This is a genomic window from Polaribacter sp. Asnod1-A03 (genome assembly GCF_045063585.1).
GTDB lineage: Bacteria > Bacteroidota > Bacteroidia > Flavobacteriales > Flavobacteriaceae > Polaribacter.
In genome coordinates this window covers 1-20389 of record NZ_JBEFOE010000008.1, presented here as the reverse complement: position 1 = coordinate 20389, position 20389 = coordinate 1, and the positions used below count along the sequence as shown (strand labels likewise).

General features: G+C 32.1%; 12 protein-coding genes. 11 read left to right on the top strand and 1 reads right to left on the bottom strand.

Going from position 1 to position 20389, the window contains the following annotated elements; all coding sequences use genetic code 11:
• The first annotated feature begins 18 nt into the window (after positions 1-18).
• The 11 genes from ACJJVY_RS00175 (at position 19) to ACJJVY_RS00125 (ending at position 19080) form a co-directional block, all read left to right on the top strand.
• A complete protein-coding gene (locus ACJJVY_RS00175; protein WP_405603920.1) occupies positions 19-2211 on the top strand; it encodes a right-handed parallel beta-helix repeat-containing protein in 2193 nt (730 codons plus the stop codon).
• A 303-nt stretch (positions 2212-2514) separates the two neighbouring features.
• Positions 2515-4563 carry an alpha-galactosidase gene (locus ACJJVY_RS00170; RefSeq protein WP_405603918.1) on the top strand — a complete coding sequence of 683 codons (2049 nt, stop codon included), beginning with the start codon at positions 2515-2517 and terminating at the stop codon, positions 4561-4563.
• 2 nt (positions 4564-4565) lie between these two features.
• Positions 4566-6155, top strand: a complete 1590-nt coding sequence (locus ACJJVY_RS00165; RefSeq protein ID WP_405603916.1) for a sulfatase — start codon at positions 4566-4568, stop codon at positions 6153-6155.
• Between the two features lie 23 nt (positions 6156-6178).
• Positions 6179-8098 carry a glycoside hydrolase family 97 catalytic domain-containing protein gene (locus ACJJVY_RS00160; protein WP_405603914.1) on the top strand — a complete coding sequence of 640 codons (1920 nt, stop codon included), beginning with the start codon at positions 6179-6181 and terminating at the stop codon, positions 8096-8098.
• A 16-nt stretch (positions 8099-8114) separates the two neighbouring features.
• Positions 8115-10613 (top strand): glycosyl hydrolase family 95 catalytic domain-containing protein, encoded by a 2499-nt coding sequence (locus ACJJVY_RS00155; protein WP_405603912.1) that lies wholly within the window; start codon positions 8115-8117, stop codon positions 10611-10613.
• A gap of 31 nt (positions 10614-10644) precedes the next feature.
• Positions 10645-12552 carry a glycoside hydrolase family 97 catalytic domain-containing protein gene (locus ACJJVY_RS00150; RefSeq protein WP_405603910.1) on the top strand — a complete coding sequence of 636 codons (1908 nt, stop codon included), beginning with the start codon at positions 10645-10647 and terminating at the stop codon, positions 12550-12552.
• Positions 12553-12595: 43 nt separating this feature from the next.
• Entirely contained in the window at positions 12596-14914 is a 2319-nt protein-coding gene (locus ACJJVY_RS00145; RefSeq protein ID WP_405603908.1) for a sialate O-acetylesterase, read from the top strand.
• Between the two features lie 125 nt (positions 14915-15039).
• The gene (locus tag ACJJVY_RS00140) at positions 15040-16245 is read left to right on the top strand and encodes a DUF6786 family protein (RefSeq protein ID WP_405603906.1); all 1206 of its coding nucleotides are present in this window, start codon (positions 15040-15042) and stop codon (positions 16243-16245) included.
• A 34-nt stretch (positions 16246-16279) separates the two neighbouring features.
• On the top strand, positions 16280-17752 hold the full coding sequence (locus tag ACJJVY_RS00135) for a sulfatase (protein ID WP_405603904.1): 1473 nt from the start codon (positions 16280-16282) through the stop codon (positions 17750-17752).
• Positions 17753-17784: 32 nt separating this feature from the next.
• Positions 17785-18825, top strand: a complete 1041-nt coding sequence (locus tag ACJJVY_RS00130; RefSeq protein ID WP_405603902.1) for a family 43 glycosylhydrolase — start codon at positions 17785-17787, stop codon at positions 18823-18825.
• Positions 18826-18921: 96 nt separating this feature from the next.
• Entirely contained in the window at positions 18922-19080 is a 159-nt protein-coding gene (locus ACJJVY_RS00125) for a hypothetical protein (RefSeq protein ID WP_405603900.1), read from the top strand.
• A gap of 223 nt (positions 19081-19303) precedes the next feature.
• Here ACJJVY_RS00125 and ACJJVY_RS00120 read toward each other — a convergent pair whose 3' ends face one another.
• A complete protein-coding gene (locus tag ACJJVY_RS00120) occupies positions 19304-20203 on the bottom strand; it encodes a helix-turn-helix domain-containing protein (protein ID WP_405603898.1) in 900 nt (299 codons plus the stop codon).
• Between the last annotated feature and the right edge of the window lie 186 nt (positions 20204-20389).

The window sequence follows — 20389 nt, the reverse complement described above, 5'->3', positions numbered from 1 at the left end:
TCTTATTAAATAAAATATATGATAAAGCCAATTTTTTTACCAATACCAAAATCGTTTTTAATACAAATAATATTATTAGTCAGTTTTATATTCGCTATAAATGCGCAAGATAAAATTGATGAGGTAAAAGCTGATTTTTATGTATCTCCGCAAGGTTCAGACGAATGGTCTGGAGAACTCGCAGTGCCAAATGCAGATAAAACAGATGGACCATTTGCAAGTTTAGATAATGCTCGTAAGGCTGTTAGAAATCTAAAAAAGAAAAAATCAGAAGATATTGTTGTACTCATTAGAGAAGGAATTTATAAGTTAAATAAAACTGTTGTTTTTGACTTGAAAGATTCTGGTGAGAAAAATAGGACCATTACTTATGCAGCATATCCCAATGAAAAACCTGTTTTTAGTTCAGGGGAAGAAATCACAGGATGGAAAAAGTCTACCGAAAAATTAGCAGGTTTACCAGATAAAGCACAAGGTAAAGTGTTGGTGGCAGATGCTCCACACAAATTTTTAACCTTGTATGATGATGAAGGAATGTTGCCAAGAGCGCAATCCAAAAAACACACACCTTTAAAAGGAAGTAATGGTAATAAACTTCTTTTTAAAGAAGGAGAGATAAAAGATTGGTCTAATGTTAGCGATGTAGAAATTTTGGTTCGCCCTACTCGAGACTGGATAGTAAATATGTTGCCTCTGGCTTCTATTGATGTTGATAAAGGAGAGGCAAGAACAGAGATTAAGGCTACTTATGGTATGACCAAAAAAGGTTTTTGGGTAGAGAATGTTTTAGAAGAATTAGATAAACCAGGAGAATGGGTAATTAATACTCAAAAAAAGAAAGTCTACTTATGGCCGCGTAACTCATCTAAGGTTATGGCTCCAAAACTATTAGAGCTTATTCGTGTTGAAGGTAAAATTAGAAAACAAGGTGCTACAGATACACCAGTGCAATACCTACGTTTCAAGGGACTGACTTTTAAACATGCAGAACGTTATACCTTAACTGAAGATGATGCAGGTTTACAACACGATTGGGATATGCTTGATAAAGACAATGCTATGCTTCGTTTTAGAGGTTCAGAAAATTGTACCATTGAAGATTGCCATTTTTTATATGGAGGTAGTGGAGCGATTAGAGTTGATTTATATGGTATTAAGAATAAAATTGCAAATAACCATATAGAACATATGGGAGGCGGAGGAATATTATTATGCGGTTACGGGCCAGGAACTAAAGATGTAAATAAGAACAATACGGTATACAATAATTATGTGCATGATATTGGAGAGATCTATTGGCAATCTCCGGGGATATTTCTTTGGAATAGTGGAGAAAATCATGTGTCTAACAATTTAATTCACGACACCAATTATTGTGGAATAATCATTTCAGGATGTGTTACTCGTTTTTTTAAGCACGCTAACAAACGAGAACAATATAGAGCTATTAGATGGCATGAAATAGGAGATTTACCTAAAAATCCAACCGCCGATGACGTTAGACCTTATTGGCATAGTAGAAATAATATTATAGAGTATAATGAAATACACCATGTAATGAAGAAATTAGGAGATGGGAACGGAATTTATATTAGAGCAGCAGGGGCAGGTAATATTATTCGTCGTAATTACATTCACCATTTGGTGGCTAAAACAGGCAAACAAAGTGGTATTCGAACAGATGGAGGACAGTTAGATACTTACATCGCAGAGAATATTATTTATAAATGTACTTCACAAGGTATGACCTTAAAATTAAACAATCGTTTTGAGAATAATATTATTGCAGATGTACTAACGACTCGTAAAGTTTATTTAAAAATAGTAGAAGGACCTATGAAAGGAGCATCTAACAAAAAAAATATTTTTTACGCTATTGATGATGATTCTAAATTTATTTCTCAACCAGGAGAAGGAAAAGGCTTGGTAGGAGAAGATAGTAGAGGGAGAGTGCGAGCCACGATGAAAGATGTAGATTCAGATTACAATATTTATTATTGTAAAAATGATAATAGTGTGGCAGAGAATGCGCTAAGCAGTTTGCAAAAGAGAGATAATTCAGATAAAAATAGTAAAGCCACGGATCCATTATTTATGGATCCTGAAAATGGAGATTTTAGATTTAAACCAGATTCTCCTGCTATAAAAATGGGTATCATACCTATTGATGTATCTAAAATAGGTTTGGTTAGATCGAAAGAATCAAAGTAGGAGATTTAGAATTTTTTTGAATGCTATAAGCTAGATTTCTAGTTTTATTAATGATATAGATGATAATTTTTAAATTTCGATTGGAATGTTAATTAATAAAACATTTTTAAAGATGAAGAAAAATAATCGAACTTTTAAGGATATAATCTCTTATTACTTGGTGTTAAATATATAATAATGAAAAAAATAGTTTTTCTTTTTCTTGGTTTTATTTTCATTCAGAGCAATCTGTTTGCGCAACTTATTCATATAAAAACGCAACAAAACTCGCTCATATTTCAAGTAACTAAAAAAAATAAAGTAGTGCAATCTCATTATGGGAAATCTATAAAAAATACTCAGGGATTAGAAAATATGTCTGTTATTTTTAACGAGATATATCCTAGTTTTGGAAACGGAACAAATGATGAAGTTGCCTTAATGGTTACGCATGATGATGGAACCATGGCTACCGATTTATTTTATCATTCTCATCAACAAAAAGAAGATAAAAATATACAAACAACAATCATTCATTTAAAGGATGAAAAAAAAGAATTGTATGTCGATTTGCATTTTAAAGCCTATGCAAATGAAAATGTAATAGAACAGTTTACGACTATTCACAACAAAGAAAAGAAGGAAATAAGTTTATCTCAATATGCTTCTTCTGCTATCGGCTTTAAAGCAACCAACTATTATTTATCACATTTTTACGGAAGTCATTCTAAAGAAATGATGCTTTCAGAAGAACGATTAACAAACGGAATTAAGAGCATAGAAACAAAACGTGGTGTAAGAACTACAGAATATGAAAATCCGTCATTTATGTTATCACTTGATGGTGTTGCTCAAGAAAATTCAGGTGAAGTAATTGCAGGAGCTTTGGCTTGGTCTGGTAATTTTAGGTTAGCATTTCAGGTTGATGACAAAGCAAGATGCCAAATAACTGCAGGAATCAATCCTTTTGCATCTAATTACTATCTTGCTTCAGGAGAACAATTTGAAACACCAAGAATGGTCTTAACCTATAGTAATGAAGGTAAAAACAGAGCGTCTATAAATTTACACAACTGGGCTAAAAAATACAATTTAAGAGCAGGAAATGAATTAAGGCCTATTGTTTTAAATAGTTGGGAAGGCGCGTATTTTAAGTTTGACGCAGACAAGTTAAAAAGTATGATGGACGGAGCTGCAGAAATGGGTGTGGAGGTTTTTGTTTTGGATGATGGATGGTTTGGAAACAAATACCCTAGAAACAGAGCCAATGCAGGTTTGGGTGATTGGCAAGTGAATCAAAAAAAGTTACCAAAAGGTTTAGAAGATTTAATTGATTATACTGAATCTAAAGGAATGCGTTTCGGAATTTGGGTAGAACCAGAAATGATAAATCCTAAAAGTGAGTTGGCAGAAAAACATCCAGATTGGATTATCCAAAGACAAAATGATAGACAGAAATTGTTAGAGCGCAATCAACTGTTGTTAGATTTATCAAACCCAAAAGTTCAAGATTTTGTCTTTAATGTGGTTGATAATCTTTTGAAGAAACATCCAAAAATAGCCTATGTAAAATGGGATGCAAACAGACATTTACAGAATTTTGGTTCTACATATTTATCAGCAAAAAAACAATCTCATCTTTTTATTGAATATACTCTTGGATTGGAAAAAGTTTTAGAACGTTTAACGATAAAATATCCTTCTACTATTTTCCAAGCTTGTGCTTCTGGTGGTGGACGTGTAGATTTTGGTTCTATGAAACACATGCACGAATTTTGGGCAAGTGATGATACAGATCCTTATGAGCGTTTATTTATTCAATGGGGAACCAATCATATTTATCCACCAATAGCAACAGCTGCTCACGTTACCAAATCTCCTAACCATCAAACAAAAAGAGAAACATCGTTAAAGTTTCGATTCGATGTTGCAATGGCAGGTCGTTTAGGAATAGAATTGAGTCCAGATGCTTTGGATAAAAAAGAGTTGGAATTTGCAAAAAAGGCGATTACCTTGTACAAAGATATTCGTCCAATTGTGCAATTTGGAGATTTGTATCGTTTACTTTCTCCTTATGATGATGGTTTTGCTGCCATTAACTATGTAGCTAAAAATAAAAAATCGGCATTATTAATGGTATATAGTCATACACACCATAGAAGATACGAACGAAACTTTGTAAAACTGCAAGGTTTAGACCCCACTTTAGTGTATAAGGTAGAGGAAATAAATATGGATAGTAAGAAACTTCATATTAGTTTTAGTAATCAATTGATATCTGGAGAAGTTTTAATGAATAGAGGAATTTGGATCAATTTAAGAAAACCATTACAAAGTGCCATTTTTAAAATAACTGAAAGCAATCAAAATTAGATATGAAAAAATCACATACATTATTAACAGGGATATTTTTGATTTTTACAATCACAATCATCGCTCAAAAAAAAGAAACCCAACCTAATATTCTTTTCATTTTAGCGGATGATTTAGGGTATGCAGATTTGAGTTCTAGTGGCAGTACATTTTATGAAACTCCTAATATTGATAAAATTGCAAACGAAGGAACCGTATTTACAAATGGGTATGCAAATAGTCGTGTTTGTAGTCCATCAAGAGCAAGTATTATGACTGGGAAATTTACTGCAAGACACGATATTACAGTTCATATAGGATCTCCTTCAGGAGAAGCTTGGAGAACAAGAAATAAATTCACCAAAATGCTTCCCGCAGAATACACGCATCAATTACCTGCCAATTTTGTTACGATGCCAGAGGCTTTAAAAGCAGCAGGCTATAAAACGTTTTTTACAGGAAAGTGGCATTTAGGACCAAAAGGTTCGTGGCCAGAAGATCATGGTTTCGATATTAATGTTGGCGGTTGGACAAAAGGAGGTCCTAGTGGTGGTTATTTCTCACCGTATAAAAACCCAAACTTGGAAAATTTAGAAGATGGAGAAAATTTATCTCATCGTTTGGCAAAAGAAACTGTGAAATTTATGAAAGATAATGATCCTAAAAAAACAGGAAAACCATTTTTTGCGTATCTCTCTTTTTATGCTGTTCATTCTCCTATTCAAACCTCTAAGGATAAATGGGAAAAGTATCAAGATAAAGCTGTATCACAAGGAATTGCAAAAAAAGGTTATAAAATGGGGAAATATTTACCTATTCGTCAAGTGCAAGATAACCCTATTTATGCTGGTTTAGTAGAGCAAATGGACGATGCTGTTGGAGAAGTGCTTGCTGGTTTAGAAGCTTTAGGGTTAGACGAAAATACCATTGTAGTTTTTACATCTGATAATGGAGGTGTAGCAGCAGGTGATAATTTTTCTACAAGTAACAAACCTTTAAAAGCAGGAAAAGGATACCAGTTTGAAGGCGGAATTAGAGAACCTTATATTATTAAAATTCCTGGAATTTCTAAAAAAGGTGATAAAATTGATTACCCAGTATCTGGAGCAGATTTTTATCCAACATTTTTGGATTTGGCAGGAGCAAAACAATTGCCTGATGAACATAATGATGGAGTTAGTTTGCTTCCATTAATGAAAGGAAAAAGTTTAAAAGAACGCGCACTTATTTGGCATTTTCCTCATTATGGAAATCAAGGAGGAGAGCCTTCTTCAATCATACGTAAAGGAGATTGGAAATTGATTCACTATTACGAAGATGGTAGAAAAGAACTATACAATATTGCAAAAGACATTAGTGAAACCAATGATGTAGCAACCACTTACCCAGATAAAGTTACACAATTAAACAAAGAGTTGTTTGATTATTTAAAAGAGGTAAAAGCAAAATACCCTATGAATGATCCAAATTATTCAGAAACTAAAGCAAAGGATTATCTATACAATGTGGAACACAAAAAAATGCCTTCTTTAGAGAAGCAAAGAATAAAAATGTTGTCTAATAATTTTCAACCAAATAAGAATTGGTGGGGAAGTATGATAACCAAAGATTAATAATAATATTATAGCATAAATCAATGAAAATCAAATCACTTATATCCTTTTTAGTCCTTTTTATTTCGTCATTTGTAATGCAAGGAGCTTTAAGCGATTACCAAGTTAAATCACCAGATGGAAATGTAGCTTTAAAAGTTTTTTTGAAAAATAATAAGCTCAATTATGAAATAGTTTGGTCTGGTAAAAAAATGATCGAAACATCTACTTTAGAATATTTTAATGGTGAAGAAGTTATTGTAGAGAGTCACAAAATTTCTAATGAAGATAAACATTGGGAAGCCGTTTGGGGTCAACAAAAAAATATGAGAGATCATTACCAAGAATTAGAACTTTCTATTTCTTCAAATAATAAAAAATCTAAGTTTTTAGCAAGAGTTTATAATGATGGAGTTGCATTCCGTTTTATTTTGGACAAAGAAAATAATACTAAAGATGTTTTATGGCAGTGTACTTATAGCCCAAAAGAAAAAAGTCATTACTATTTGCCAAATGGCGAAAATGAACCATTAGGCCCATTAACAATAGAAGGATTAAATTTAGAACAGTTAAAAACTTCAAGAAAAGGGAAGAAAAGAGAATTACGAATTCCATTGGCTGTAAAGACGCCAGATGATTTGTATATGGCAATTTTTGAATCTGATTTATATGAAGCAAAAGGATTTCAAACAATGAAGATAGAAGCTGATGTAAAAACAAATGCTATTGTATCAAAAAATAGTGCTGTAGCAACATCAACAGGTCTTACATCTCCTTGGCGTGTTATTTTATTAGGTAAAACAATGGGAGATTTAATTGTAAATAATGTAGCTATAAATCTAGCAACACCCAATAAATTAGAAAATTCAGATTGGGTGAAACCCGGAAAATCTCTCTGGGACTGGAGAGTGCACGGGTACACAGCAAAAGACGGATTTACTTATGGTATAAATAACGAAAGTTACTATCGATTTATAGATTTTGCTGCAGAAAATAATATTGAATATTTTTTGATTGATGATGCTTGGTACACGGATGTAGAACCAGGAAATATTGAAATGTCAGAAAAATTAGATTTAGCAAAAGTGATAGCATACGCTAAAAAGAAAGACGTTGCTATATTTTTGTATTACGATAGAAGAAAAGGAAATTATGGTGATGAAAAATTATTTGAATATTATAAATCATTAGGAGTAAAAGGTATTAAGTATGGCTTTATGGGAAATAAACCAGATTTTACACGAAATGCAATTGAATCGAGTGCAGAGAGTAATTTGTTAATCGATTTTCACGATGGTCCAGTTCCTTTAGCAGGAATTACAAGAACATATCCTAATGCAGTAACTAGAGAATACTGTCATGCACAACAAGATTCTAAAAAAGCTTTTACGCCTAAAACTTTTGTGAGAATGGCATTAATTAATGCAATACAAGGGCCTTTAGATATGAATAATGGAATTTTTGATATTTCAGGAGTAAATGTAGGAGAAAGAGAAAAAGGGCCAAGAAAACCAAACTCTCTACACACAACAGTAACAGCAGAGGCTGCAAGAACACTTATTGTTTTTAGTGGATTAGTTGTGCTTCCGGATGCACCAGAAGCTTATGATGCCAAACAAGACCTGTTTGAGTTTATCAAAAAAATGCCAGTAGGTAAATGGGATGAGAGTAAAGTGTTACACGCCAAAATAGATGGCTATTTATCAACTGCAAGAAGATCTGGAGAAGAATGGTTTATAGGTTCAGTGCATGTAAATGGAGGGATTTTAGATATTCCCTTAGATTTTCTAAAAGAAAATAAGAGTTATACAATTACCTATTATGAAGATGCTGCAAAAACAAATAGTAAAACAAACCCAGAAGCGTATCAAGTAAGAACATCAACTGTAAAAAAAGGTGACGTTATAAAAGCGAATATGGTAGCTGGTGGAGGACATTGTATGTGGATTAGACCTACAAATTGATGAAAATAGCTTTAATATGAAGAAAAAATCAGGTAAAAGAGTAAATTTTTTAACAATAATATTTTTGTTTTTGACCACAATAATTTGGGGTCAAAAACAATCTTATACGTTGAGTTATACAACTCCGGCAAGTGATTATTTACCTAAAAACCCCAAAAAAAGAGGCATAAAATCTAGCTTTATGCAAGAAGCTTTACCCATAGGTAATGGACGTTTAGGCGCAATGTTTACTGGAGGTATTCGTCAAGAACATATAATGATAAATGACATTACCTTGTGGATGAACACCAATCGTGGTTTAGATTCAGTTGCGCAATCTGGTTCAAGAATGGGAGCTCATAAAAATTTCGAAAAAGTAAGAGAAGCGTACAGACAAGGTAAATATGGTACTTCAGAAAATAGTATGGAATCAATCTCTACAAAATATTTGAGCAGTACTAAACCTATAGGGAATTATGCACCTTTTACAGATTTGTACATTTCCACAGAACACGATAGCGCTTTAGTAAGTAATTACTCAAGAACTTTAGATGCCCAAATAGGAGTTGGTAATGTTAACTATACTATTGGTAAAGGACATTTTACTCGAGAATATTTTTGTAGTCATCCAAATGATTTAATTGCTGTAAGATATAGAGCCGAAAATACTAAAATGAACCTCACAATAAAGGCGACCACTTTGCATAAAATCAACAATGTAACATCTACTGGAAATTTGATTGTGCTTAAAGGTGAAGCTTCAATGGTTCAAGACAATGTCAAGTTTCAACAGCTAATATATATTGATGCTGGAAAAGGAAAAGTAATAGCTCAAAATGATGGTTCTATAAAAGTAACAGATGCAACAGATGTTAAAATCTATCTAACAGCATATTCAGATTATTTACCTGTTTATCCAACTTTTAAAGGAAGAGATTATGAGTCAGATGTTAAAAATACAATGGATGCTGCTGTTAAAATTGGTTATCAACAGTTAAAAGAAAAACATACAAAAGATGTTTCTAGTTTGATGAATCGATGCCAATTAGAGTTGGATTATAAATCTTCTGGTTTAACAACAGATGCATTGGTAAAAAATGGAGCGAGTATAGAATTAGAAAATTTGTATTTTAATTATTCTCGTTATTTACAATTAAGTTGTTCCAGAACTGCACCAGTACCATCAAATTTACAAGGATTGTGGAATGGATATTTAAAACCCATTTGGAATTCAGATTATCATAATGACATCAATGTTGCGATGAATTACTGGATGGTAGAAACTGCAAATCTCCCAAATTCTTTTACACCATATATAGAATGGCTTAAAATATTATCTGAGGCAGGGAAAAATGTTGCCAAAGAAACTTTTGGGATTAACAAAGGTTGGAGTGCAGGGCTTAATGGAAATGTATTTGGTTTTACAGCTCCTAATGTTCACGGAAGACGTATGCAACAATCTGGAGCTTGGTTATGCCAAAACCTTTTTGAACATTATGCATTTAATCAAGATAAAAAGTATTTAGAAGATATTTATCCTATTTTAAAAGGTGCAGCAGAATTTTATATGGAATTCCTTGCTCCTTGGAAAGACGGAACACTTGTGGTCTATCCAACGTGGTCACCAGAAAACACATATTTGTCAAAAGAATTTGGAAAATTAAACAAACAAACTTATGGAGCTTCCTATGACCAACAGTTAGTCTTAAACTTATTTACAGATTGTATAGAAGCATCTATAGTTTTAGATCGAGATGAAAAATTTAGAAAATCTTTGCAAGAGATGATACCTAAACTCTGTCCTCAAAAAATTGGACAATATGGTCAATTACAAGAATGGCCAGAAGATTGGGATAGTCCTACAGACCAACATCGTCATATTTCTCATTTAATAGCTTTGCATCCAGGTCGTGATTTTTCACCCTTAACCACCAAAGAAATTGCTGATGTAGCTTTAGTAACGATGAAACACAGAGGTGATGTTTCTACAGGATGGAGCACTGCTTGGAAAACTAATTTTTGGGCAAGATTGCATAATGGCGATAAAGCACATCAATTCTATCAATTTTTAACTTCAAAACGTGCTTATGCAAATTTGTTTGATTTTCACCCACCTTTTCAAATTGATGGAAATTTTGGAGGAACTGCAGGCGTCTGCGAAATGTTACTACAAAGTCATTTAAGAAGTATTGATAATGATGCAAGTACAATTGAAAAAGCTGCTTTTGTAGGCTATCAAAAAGATAAAGAAAACACGAATTATTATGTACCTGTATCTCCCAATGAATCTTTAGCAGATGCACCTTACATATTGCATTTACTTCCAGCTTTACCATCTGTTTGGGCAGATGGAAAAGTAAAAGGTTTAAGAGCGCGTGGAGGTTTTGAAGTGGATGTTAAATGGAAGAAAGGGAAGTTAGTACAAGCAGAAATACACGCTATAAATGATGGAGACTTTAGAATTTATTCTGAAGGAACTCTTAGTAAACTAATTTCTTTGAAAAAAGGAGAATCTATGATTTGGAATGATAATTAAATCAGGAAGAAAATATTTTAGAATTTTGGATATGAATAGAACAAATGTTTTCAAATGGATAATGTGCTTTGTGTTGTTATTCCTGGGTTTAGGTAGCTGTTTTGCACAGAAATATGAATTATTTTCACCTGACAAAACGAAACATGTCATTCTAGAGTTGAAAAACGATGCTGTTAGTTATTCTTTTTTCAAAGATGGAATTCCAGTAATCCAAAAGTCATTGTTGGGTGTTGAGTTAAATGAAATCAGCTGGAAAGGTTTATCAATAAATGAGGTAAAAAAAGATTCATTACGTTCTAATTGGAAACCTTTATGGGGAACACAACAAATTTATCCAGAGATTTATAATGCCCTAACCCTAAAATTAAAAGGTAAAAATTCAAATTATTATACAATATTACTAAGAATGTATAATGAAGGTTTGGCTTTTAAATATAAAATTGAAACTGAAGGGATACCGAAACTAACTTTAAAAACAGAACAAACAGAGTTTAGAGTTTCTAAACACTCAAAATCTTGGGTTTTAGCTCATCCTTGGGGTAAGAAATATAAAAAGGATATACCAATATCTCAAATAAAAAATGCTAGTTTACCACTGTTGTCTAAATCAGAAACAGGAAGCTATATTTTTATAACAGAAGCTGGTTTATATAATTACGGAAGCCTTCATCTTTCTACAAAAAAAAAAGATATACTAACGGCTGATATAGTTGGTGATGTAAACTTACCATCAAAATTTGAAACTCCTTGGCGAGTACTTATGGTAGCCAATTCACCCGCTTACTTTGTAGAACATAATTATATAGTTCAAAATTTGAATCCGCCATCAAAAATTAAAAATACAAAATGGATTAAGCCAGGCATCACAACTTGGGATTGGAGAGCAAGAGGTGCCATAGAAAACGGTTTTGAATACAAATTGAATACCGAAAGTATGATCCGTTTTATTGACAAAACTGCGGATTTAGGTTTACCATATTTTATGATAGATGCAGGTTGGTATGGGCCAGAACATAAAAAAACTACAAATCCATTTACAACTATTCCTGATATTGATTTACCATTGATCATGCAAAACGCAAAAGAAAAAAGTATAGGTGTATGGCTTTATATAAATCGTGTTGCTTTTGAAGAGTATGATATTGATAAATTGCTATCAAAATATAAAGAATGGGGAGTAGTTGGTATAAAACTTGGTTTTTTAAGACAACAAGACCAAAGAAGCGTCGAATTTTTACAACAAGTTTTAGAAAAATGTGCAAATTATGAGTTGATGTTCAATTGTCATGAAGCTGTAATTCCATCAGGAATAGAACGTACTTGGCCACATTTTTTAACAAGAGAGTATAATCACTCTTTAATGGATGGAGGTTATATTGCATCTCCTGTAGACCATACGATTACGCCATTCCTTAATAATGTCGCTGGACCTATTGATGTTACTCCAGGTTTTTTTGATATTAATAAAATGATAGAAAGAACTTATGTTAAAAGTGAATTAAAATCAACGATTGTTGCTCAAATAGCAATGAGCATAACATATTTTTCACCTATTTTATGTTTGCCAGATATTCCGGAAGCCTACCAACGAAAACCTGATTTATTTGAATTTATAAAAGGTTTGCCACTTACTTATGATGAATCTAAAGTAATAATTGGACAAATAGAAAAAACGTATTTGATTGCTAGAAGAAAAGGAACTACTTGGTGGATTGGTGGTGTTGCCAATGAAAACGGAGGAGAGATTGAAATTCCGCTTAAATTTTTAGGAAAAGGAAATTATGAAGCAACTATTTTTTTAGATGGAAATGACACTACTTGGGAAAAAAATCGAGAAGTATATAAAAAAGAAAAAAGAGTTGTTAAGGCTAATGAAATATTAAAACTAAATATAGCATCTGGTGGAGGTGTTTGTGTAAAATTAGAAACCATACAATAAGTTTTAAAATTTTAACGTAAGACTTTTAAAAACAATACATAAAATGAAGAAATTTCTATTAACATTATTATTAGTAACAAGTTTAGTTGCTAATGCAGAATCAGCTGCCATTAAAGGTTCAATTGAACCAGATTCAACCGTGGTTTATAAAATCATAAATAATACCAAGTTGTCTCTCCATATTTTTAATCCTAAAGGACATAAAATAACGGATAAAGTTCCTGTCATTGTGTTTTTCTTTGGTGGAGGTTGGACTAGTGGTAACCCTAAACAGTTTTATGAACAATCAAGCTATTTTGCAAAAAAAGGGTTTGTTGCCATTTCAGCAGAATATAGAGTTAAGAATAAGCATAATACAACACCATTCGATGCTGTAAGTGATGCAAAATCGGCAATTAGATGGGTTCGTAAAAACGCAAAAAAGCTGGGAATTAATCCTGATAAAATAGTGGCTTCAGGAGGTTCTGCTGGTGGTCATGTAGCAGCATGTACAGGTGTTATTGAAGGTTATGAAGATGACAACGAGGATTTGTCTGTCAGTTCTAAACCTAATCTTATGATACTGTACAATCCTGTATTAGATACTACCGAAAAAGGGTATGGAATGGCGAAAGTAGGTGAAGAACGAAAAACAGATATTTCACCAAATCATCAAATAAAAAAAGGAATTGTACCCACTTTAGTGTTTCATGGAAAAGCAGACAAAACAGTACCTTTTGAAAATGCAGAACGTTTCAATGTGTTAATGAATGAAGCTGGAAATGTTTGTCAATTAGAATCTTATGTAGGAAAAGACCATGGTTTTTTTAACAGTCCTTTTTTTCGCAAAAAAAAGGCTGATAAAGTAATTTATGATGAATTAATGGAAAAAAGCTATGCCTTTGTAAAAGCTCGATTTAATAATTCTGAATTAAAACTTTCTAACGTTTTTAGCAATCATATGGTATTACAACGTGGTATGCAAGTTCCTGTTTGGGGAACTGCAACACCAGGTCAAAAAGTTTTAGTTGAGTTTGCAGGGCAACAAAAAAGTACAACTGCAGATGAATCTGGAAAATGGAAAATTGAATTAGATACCTTAAAAACTTCTAAAAAAGGAAAAAATTTAATAGTAAAAGGAAAAAACGAAATTGTTATTTCCGATGTTTTGGTAGGTGAAGTTTGGATTTGTTCTGGTCAATCGAATATGCAAATGAAAGTAAGGGCAGTCCCCGAAGTTCAAGCATTGGTATCCAAAGCAAAAAATATTCGAAGCTTTGAAGTGAATAGAACAGTTTCATTACAGGAAGAAGATGAGGTTATAGGTATATGGTCAACACAAACGCCAACAAGTGCGGTTTCTCTAGCTTTTGCTTATTATTTAGAGAAAGCTGCAGATGTACCTATTGGCATAATTCATACTTCTTGGGGAAGTTCTTCTATAGAAGCTTGGATGCCTAAAGATATGGCACAAGATTTTGATTATTTTAAAACCATAATGCAAGATTTTGATGCGGATATAGCAACTCAAAATAACATTAAAAGCATCATTGCAAAAAAAGACAACCGAACTAAAAAAGAAGATGTTTTTCTACGCAGGCAACCAAATGTTTTATACAATGCAATGATGAAACCTTTAGCACCTTTTGCTGTAAGAGGTCTAGTTTGGTATCAAGGTGAGCGAAATTCAAGGTACCTTTCTGGTGTTCCAGAAGTAACAGAAACCAATTGGTTTCACAAGGTTTCTGGTATGAAAGAATATGGAGATATCTTGAGTGCTTGGATAAAACGTTATAGAAAAGAATGGGATAAAGAAAATATGCATTTTATGGTGGTTATGTTGCCAGGTTATGGCAAAGGCACAGAAAAAAAGCCAAATATAGATCCACAAGATCCCACAGAAGAATCTTGGGCGTGGATAAGAGAATCGCAACTTAAAGTCTTAAAAATCCCACACACAGGTGTTATTAATACCATTGATTTGGGTGCTATAAAAAATATTCATCCAAAAGATAAACTTCCAATTGGGAAACGTTTAGCGTTAGCAGCAACTAAAGAAACCTTTAAGAAGAATATAATTTCTGAAGGGCCAAAAATGAAATCCGTAGATATTAAAAAAGGAAAACTAATTGTATATTTTGATAATACTGAAGGTTTAAAAACAATAGATGGTAAATTACCAACGGGATTTTGGATCGCAGACAAAACGATGAAATGGCAAATTGCAAATGCAGAAATAAAAGGAGAGACAGTGGTTTTAAGTTCCAAAGAGATTAAAAAACCTTTATATATTAGATATGCTTTTTCTGGAAAACCAGATGTAAATTTGGTAAACAAAGCAGGTTTACCTGCATATCCGTTTAGAACAGATTCAGAAGAATAATTAAAGTAATGGTCAAATACAGCAAAAAATATGAATATATGAGACAGAAAGAATCATTCACCTTTATTATCATTGTATGCTCTTTTTTATTAGTGCTATCGTGTTGTTCAAAAAAAAAATCAAAAATGGAGAATCAAAATAAATTAAAGAACGTAATAACTGATAATCATAAAAATGAAAGCATAAATACATATGCAGATGATGTTCGTTTTATGGAGGATTATATCAAAGTAATTCAACTTACAGACGCATCAAACAACTCAAAAGTAGCAATTTCAGCAGCGCTACAAGGTAGAATTATGACAAGTAGTGCTTATGGTGATAAAGGAAGAAGTTACGGGTGGATTAACAAAGAATTATTTGAGTCAAAAGACACGCTAGAACACATTAATGTATTTGGTGGCGAAGAACGTTTTTGGTTAGGTCCAGAAGGAGGACAATATTCTATCTTCTTTAAAAAAGGAACTGAATTCACTTTAGAGGATTGGTACACACCAAAATTAATAGATTTAGAACCTTTTGATGTAAAAAATAAAACAAGTAATAAAGTAGTATTTACAAAAACGGCTTCGTTAAAAAACTTTTCAGGTTTTCAATTCGATTTAGGCATAGAACGTGAAGTTTCCATTCTTTCTAAAAATGATATTCAAAAAGAATTAGGTTTAGCAAACTTGCCTGATGAATTAAAAACGGTGGCTTATCAAACTAAAAATATAGTAACCAATGTTGGGGAAATAGACTGGGAAAAAGAGAATGGATTATTATCTATTTGGATGTTAGGTATGTACAATCATTCGCCAAATACAACGATTATGGTTCCTTATGTTCAAGGTGATGAAGCTCAGTTAGGCGCTATTGTTAACGATGCATATTTTGGAAAAGTACCTTCAGATCGTTTGGTCGTAAAAGAAGGTGTAATCTATTTTAAAGGTGATGGAGAATATAGAAGTAAAATAGGATTATCTCCACAAAGAGCAAAAAATATTGCAGGTTCTTACGATTCTAAAAACGGTGTGTTAACAATTTTAAAATATAACAAGCCAGAAAACACTACAGATTATGTAAATTCTATGTGGGAAATTCAAGATGAACCTTTTAAAGGTGATGTTGTGAATGCTTACAATGATGGTTCACCAGAACCAGGAGCTAAGCCTTTAGGTCCTTTTTATGAATTAGAATCATCATCACCAGCTATGGATTTAAAATCTGGAGAAAGTGGAACACATATCCAAATAACTTTCCATATTGAAGGTGATGAAGCAACATTGAACCCTATTATAAAGCAACTTTTTGGAACAACAATTGATAAAATTAAATCTGCTTTAAAATAATATGATAAAACTTTCTAAAATCATATGTATTGTTATGGTTCTTTTTAAAGTTTTGGCTTGTAATAGTCAACAAAAAGAACAAAAAAAACCAAATATTATTTTTATTCTGGCAGACGATTTAGGTTGGCAAGATGTTGGTTTTATGGGTAGTAAGTGGTTTGAAACACCAAATTTAGATGCATTTGCAAAAGAAAGTTTTGTTTTTAGTGATGCTTATATGTATCCAACGTGTTCACCATCAAGAGCAGCTTTGTTAACAGGTAAACAGTCTTTTAGAACAGGTGTTTATAATGTACCTGTTTTAGAAAGAGGAAATAATCAAGACAATATATTTTCACGTTGGACAGTTGGTTTAGAACATAAAATGTATGCAGAACCGCTAAAAAAGGCGGGTTACACATCCATTCATTTAGGGAAATGGCACGTTGTTGGCCCAAATCCTCAAGAAGAAAAAAATTATCCTTTTAAAAATCATTTAAAACAACCAGCAAACGGAACTTTAAATTGGCTAGCAAATCATCAATCAGCAGAAATTCAACAATATTATCCCATAGGAAAAGGGTTTGATAAAAATGTTGGTGGCACTTGGTGGGGAGATCCTGCAAGAGGTTATACAAAAGGGTATAAATCTGAAAGCGGAGGTTATAAAGCACCTTTTAAAAACCCTTTTATTGAAGATAAAAAAGAGGATGAATGGCTAACGGATAGATTAACTACTGATGCAATTGATTTTATCAAACAAAATAAAAAACAACCATTTTTTGTAAATCTTCATTATTATGCGCCTCATCGTCCAATTGTAGCAAGGACAGATGAAGCATATCAAAAATTTATGAAGAAACCAGCTGATACCATTACAGGTCAAGGTATTAAAAACAAAGGTGAAGCTGCAGGTTATGCAAGTATGATTGCTTCTATTGATAAGAATATAAAACGAATTTTTGATGAGTTGGATAAATTAGGATTGCGTGAAAATACCATTGTAATATTTACATCAGACAATGGTTTTAATGGATTAACTAGTAAATCGAACGCTTTAAGAGGTGCAAAAGGAATGGTTTATGAAGGTGGTATTAGAGTACCTGCATTTGTAAATTGGAAAGGACAAATTAAACATGGAAACTCTGATGTACCTATTTCTGGGATGGATTATTTTCCAACTTTTTTAGACTTGGCAAAAGTTAAAAATTACGATGGAATTTTAGATGGCAAAAGTATAGTTCCTCTATTAAAAAACAAACCTTTTAAAGAACGACCACTTTTTTGGCATTTGGCAAGTAGGTATAGAAATCCGCCTTGTTCTGTCATCAGAAAAGGGAAATGGAAATTGATTCAGTTTTTAAATGATGGAAAAGTTGAATTATACAATTTAGAAGAAGACTTAAAGGAAAGTCAAAATTTAATTGATAAAAATCCTGAAAAAGGTTCAGAATTATTGGCGGAACTTCTTACTTGGAGAAAAAATAACAAAGTGCCACTTCCAAAATCATCAATATTAGAATTTTAAGAATCCCATTACATAAATAGATGACAAAAATTATGAAATTAATAAGTAGGCAAAATAGATTTATTACAATTTTTTATTTGTTAATCATATTTGTGTTTTTAACAAACTTTAGTTTTATAAACAAAGTAAAACTCAAAGTAACTGCTAATAATGTTCATATAAGTAATGGGATTACTCCAACGTTTACTTATCAAGAAATATCAGGAATAGGAAAAGATAGTATTTATAACAGAAGAGATAATAGCGATATTATAAAAGTAGGCGATACTTATTATGTTTGGTATTCTAGAATGGATAGCCCAATAACATCAGGATATTGGGCAACTATTTGGTACGCTACTTCAGAAGATGAAGGACATACTTGGCAAGAACAAGGAGAAGCACTTGGTTTAGGAAAACAAGGAAATTTTGACAGTCATTCAGTATTTACTCCAAATATATTGGCTTTTAAAGGGAAATATTACTTGTATTATACAGGTGTACAACCCACTCCAGGAAATACAAAAGGAAAATTTGAAGGCAATCATACAACAGATTTTACGGCCATAGGTTTAGCTGTTTCAGATAGTCCAGATGGTCCTTTTAAAAGAGTTGCTAATAATCCTGTTTTAGAAAACAGTAAAACTCCAGAAAATTTTGATAGCTATAGAATAGATGATGCAAGTTTATTAGTTAAAGACAATAAAATTTGGTTGTATTATAAAGGAAGGTCAATTGTGCATGGAAAAAAAGGACCCAAATTAACAGAAATGAGTGTTGCTTATTCAGATCAACCAGAAGGTCCTTATACCAAACATAAAGGCCCGCTATTAAAAAAAAGTCACGAAGTATTAATTTGGAAAAAGGGCAAAGGAGTTGCATCATTAGCTTCTATAAGTAAATCTATAAATTACGCAGAAGATGGTGTTCATTTTTCGACTTTGGTTGATAATTTATCAAAAATACCTAAAGCTCCAGGATTATATAGACCAGATTTAGAAGACGATAATTTAAACTTAGAAACTCCTGGTTGGGGTATTGCCATGAAAGTAAAAAAAGGAGAAGCTTATTTAGTAAGATTTGAAATGAATTAAAATTAACTTAATAGCATAAGTATTGGTTGCTACAGCTTACAAAACCTGCTCACAACAAATATTTTAGACAAAACAACAACCAAATGCTATCTATATTTGGCAGATGATTTAGGTTCTGGTGATGTACAAAATTATAACCTTGATGGGAAAATAGCAACGCCCAATTTAGATCAAATTGTTATAAAAGGTGTAAAATTTACAGATGCTCATACTTCATCAGTTGTATGTACACATCAATTCGTTATGGAATTTTAACGGGTAGGTATGAATTGGAGGTCAAAGTTAAAGTTAAAGAGAAACGTAATAAATGTCTATTCAAAATCATTGATAAAACAAGAGCGAAGAGCGATTGCAGAAATCCTTTATATGCAAGGAAATAATACAGATTTAATTCAGTTACATTCGTTTTTTAAAATGTTGTTTAGTCTTTTGTTATTAATGAGAGAAGTATTTTTCAAAAAAGGCATTTTTTTGATATTTATGTATATTTTCCAGATTTATAGTTACCGGGAGTTAACCCTGTAATTAATTTAAACACTCTAGAGAAGTGGTATCTGTCGGAAAACCCTAAATGAAAGGCAACATCTTCTATTGTTTTGTTGGTGTGTTCAAAAAGTTCACAAGACCTAGCTATTTTTCTATTCTGGATAAAATTATGAACTGTAATATGCATTTCATCTTTAAATAAACGCGCAAAAGAATTAGGCGCCATATTTACCACAGCAGCAATTTCGGCATTACTTAATTTTTTATTGATATTGGTTTCTATATAACGGATTACTTTTAAAATACGCTGATCAATATTTATCGCTTTCCAAAGTTCTGGACCAATAGTGGTAAGCGCTTCTTTAATAAATGCCTGTAGCTTTAAATTGAAGGTCAATTTAAAATCTGTGTTTTCTATTTTTAACCTTCCTGTTAAATATTCTAATCGATCTTTTAAATAATCAGTTACTTTTATTTTTAAAATACCAGGGTAAACATTATCAAAAGGAACACCTAAGTTAAAATGAATAAAGAAATGGATTAAAGAAGAGTCTAAATAATCATTTTCATCATAATCACTTGTTAAATGTCTTCCAGAAACATGAATGCCCGAATCGTATGTGTGTGTATTAGAAAAACGAGAAGAGAAGGAAGTAAAAGGTGGTATTATATATAAAGTATCAGGCGTCATTTTGTAAACTTCGTCTAAATGAATCAGTTCTCCACCTTCATTTCGATTCCAATATATTCTCCAAAACGGAAAAACCATATCATGACAATCCCATAAATTCAATAACCAATACCTACAACATAACAACTTTAATTTTAAATCTATAAAATTTTGAAAGTTAGAAGAAGGGTCTCCTAATGCTATGTTTTTAGAAAATGTCAAAAAGGTATAATGTTTAAATTAGATACAAAAATACGGATTTTAAATATTTTTAATCGTTTAAATCACTAATATCTTTGTTACATCAAATTTACTTAAATATTATGAAAACACTAAATCTTCCTTTACAAGTAACAGAAGAATTAAATAAAGTATCTAAAGTTGCAGGTTATTTATGGCAACGTGAAT

What these genes read in the sequence shown, in the direction of transcription:
- ACJJVY_RS00175 (WP_405603920.1), top strand. Translation starts at nt 19, where the DNA reads ATGATAAAGCCAATTTTTTTACCAATACCAAAATCGTTTTTAATACAA.
- ACJJVY_RS00165 (WP_405603916.1), top strand. Translation starts at nt 4,566, where the DNA reads ATGAAAAAATCACATACATTATTAACAGGGATATTTTTGATTTTTACA.
- ACJJVY_RS00160 (WP_405603914.1), top strand. Translation starts at nt 6,179, where the DNA reads ATGAAAATCAAATCACTTATATCCTTTTTAGTCCTTTTTATTTCGTCA.
- ACJJVY_RS00155 (WP_405603912.1), top strand. Translation starts at nt 8,115, where the DNA reads ATGAAGAAAAAATCAGGTAAAAGAGTAAATTTTTTAACAATAATATTT.
- ACJJVY_RS00150 (WP_405603910.1), top strand. Translation starts at nt 10,645, where the DNA reads ATGAATAGAACAAATGTTTTCAAATGGATAATGTGCTTTGTGTTGTTA.
- ACJJVY_RS00145 (WP_405603908.1), top strand. Translation starts at nt 12,596, where the DNA reads ATGAAGAAATTTCTATTAACATTATTATTAGTAACAAGTTTAGTTGCT.
- ACJJVY_RS00140 (WP_405603906.1), top strand. Translation starts at nt 15,040, where the DNA reads ATGGAGAATCAAAATAAATTAAAGAACGTAATAACTGATAATCATAAA.
- ACJJVY_RS00135 (WP_405603904.1), top strand. Translation starts at nt 16,280, where the DNA reads ATGGTTCTTTTTAAAGTTTTGGCTTGTAATAGTCAACAAAAAGAACAA.
- ACJJVY_RS00130 (WP_405603902.1), top strand. Translation starts at nt 17,785, where the DNA reads ATGAAATTAATAAGTAGGCAAAATAGATTTATTACAATTTTTTATTTG.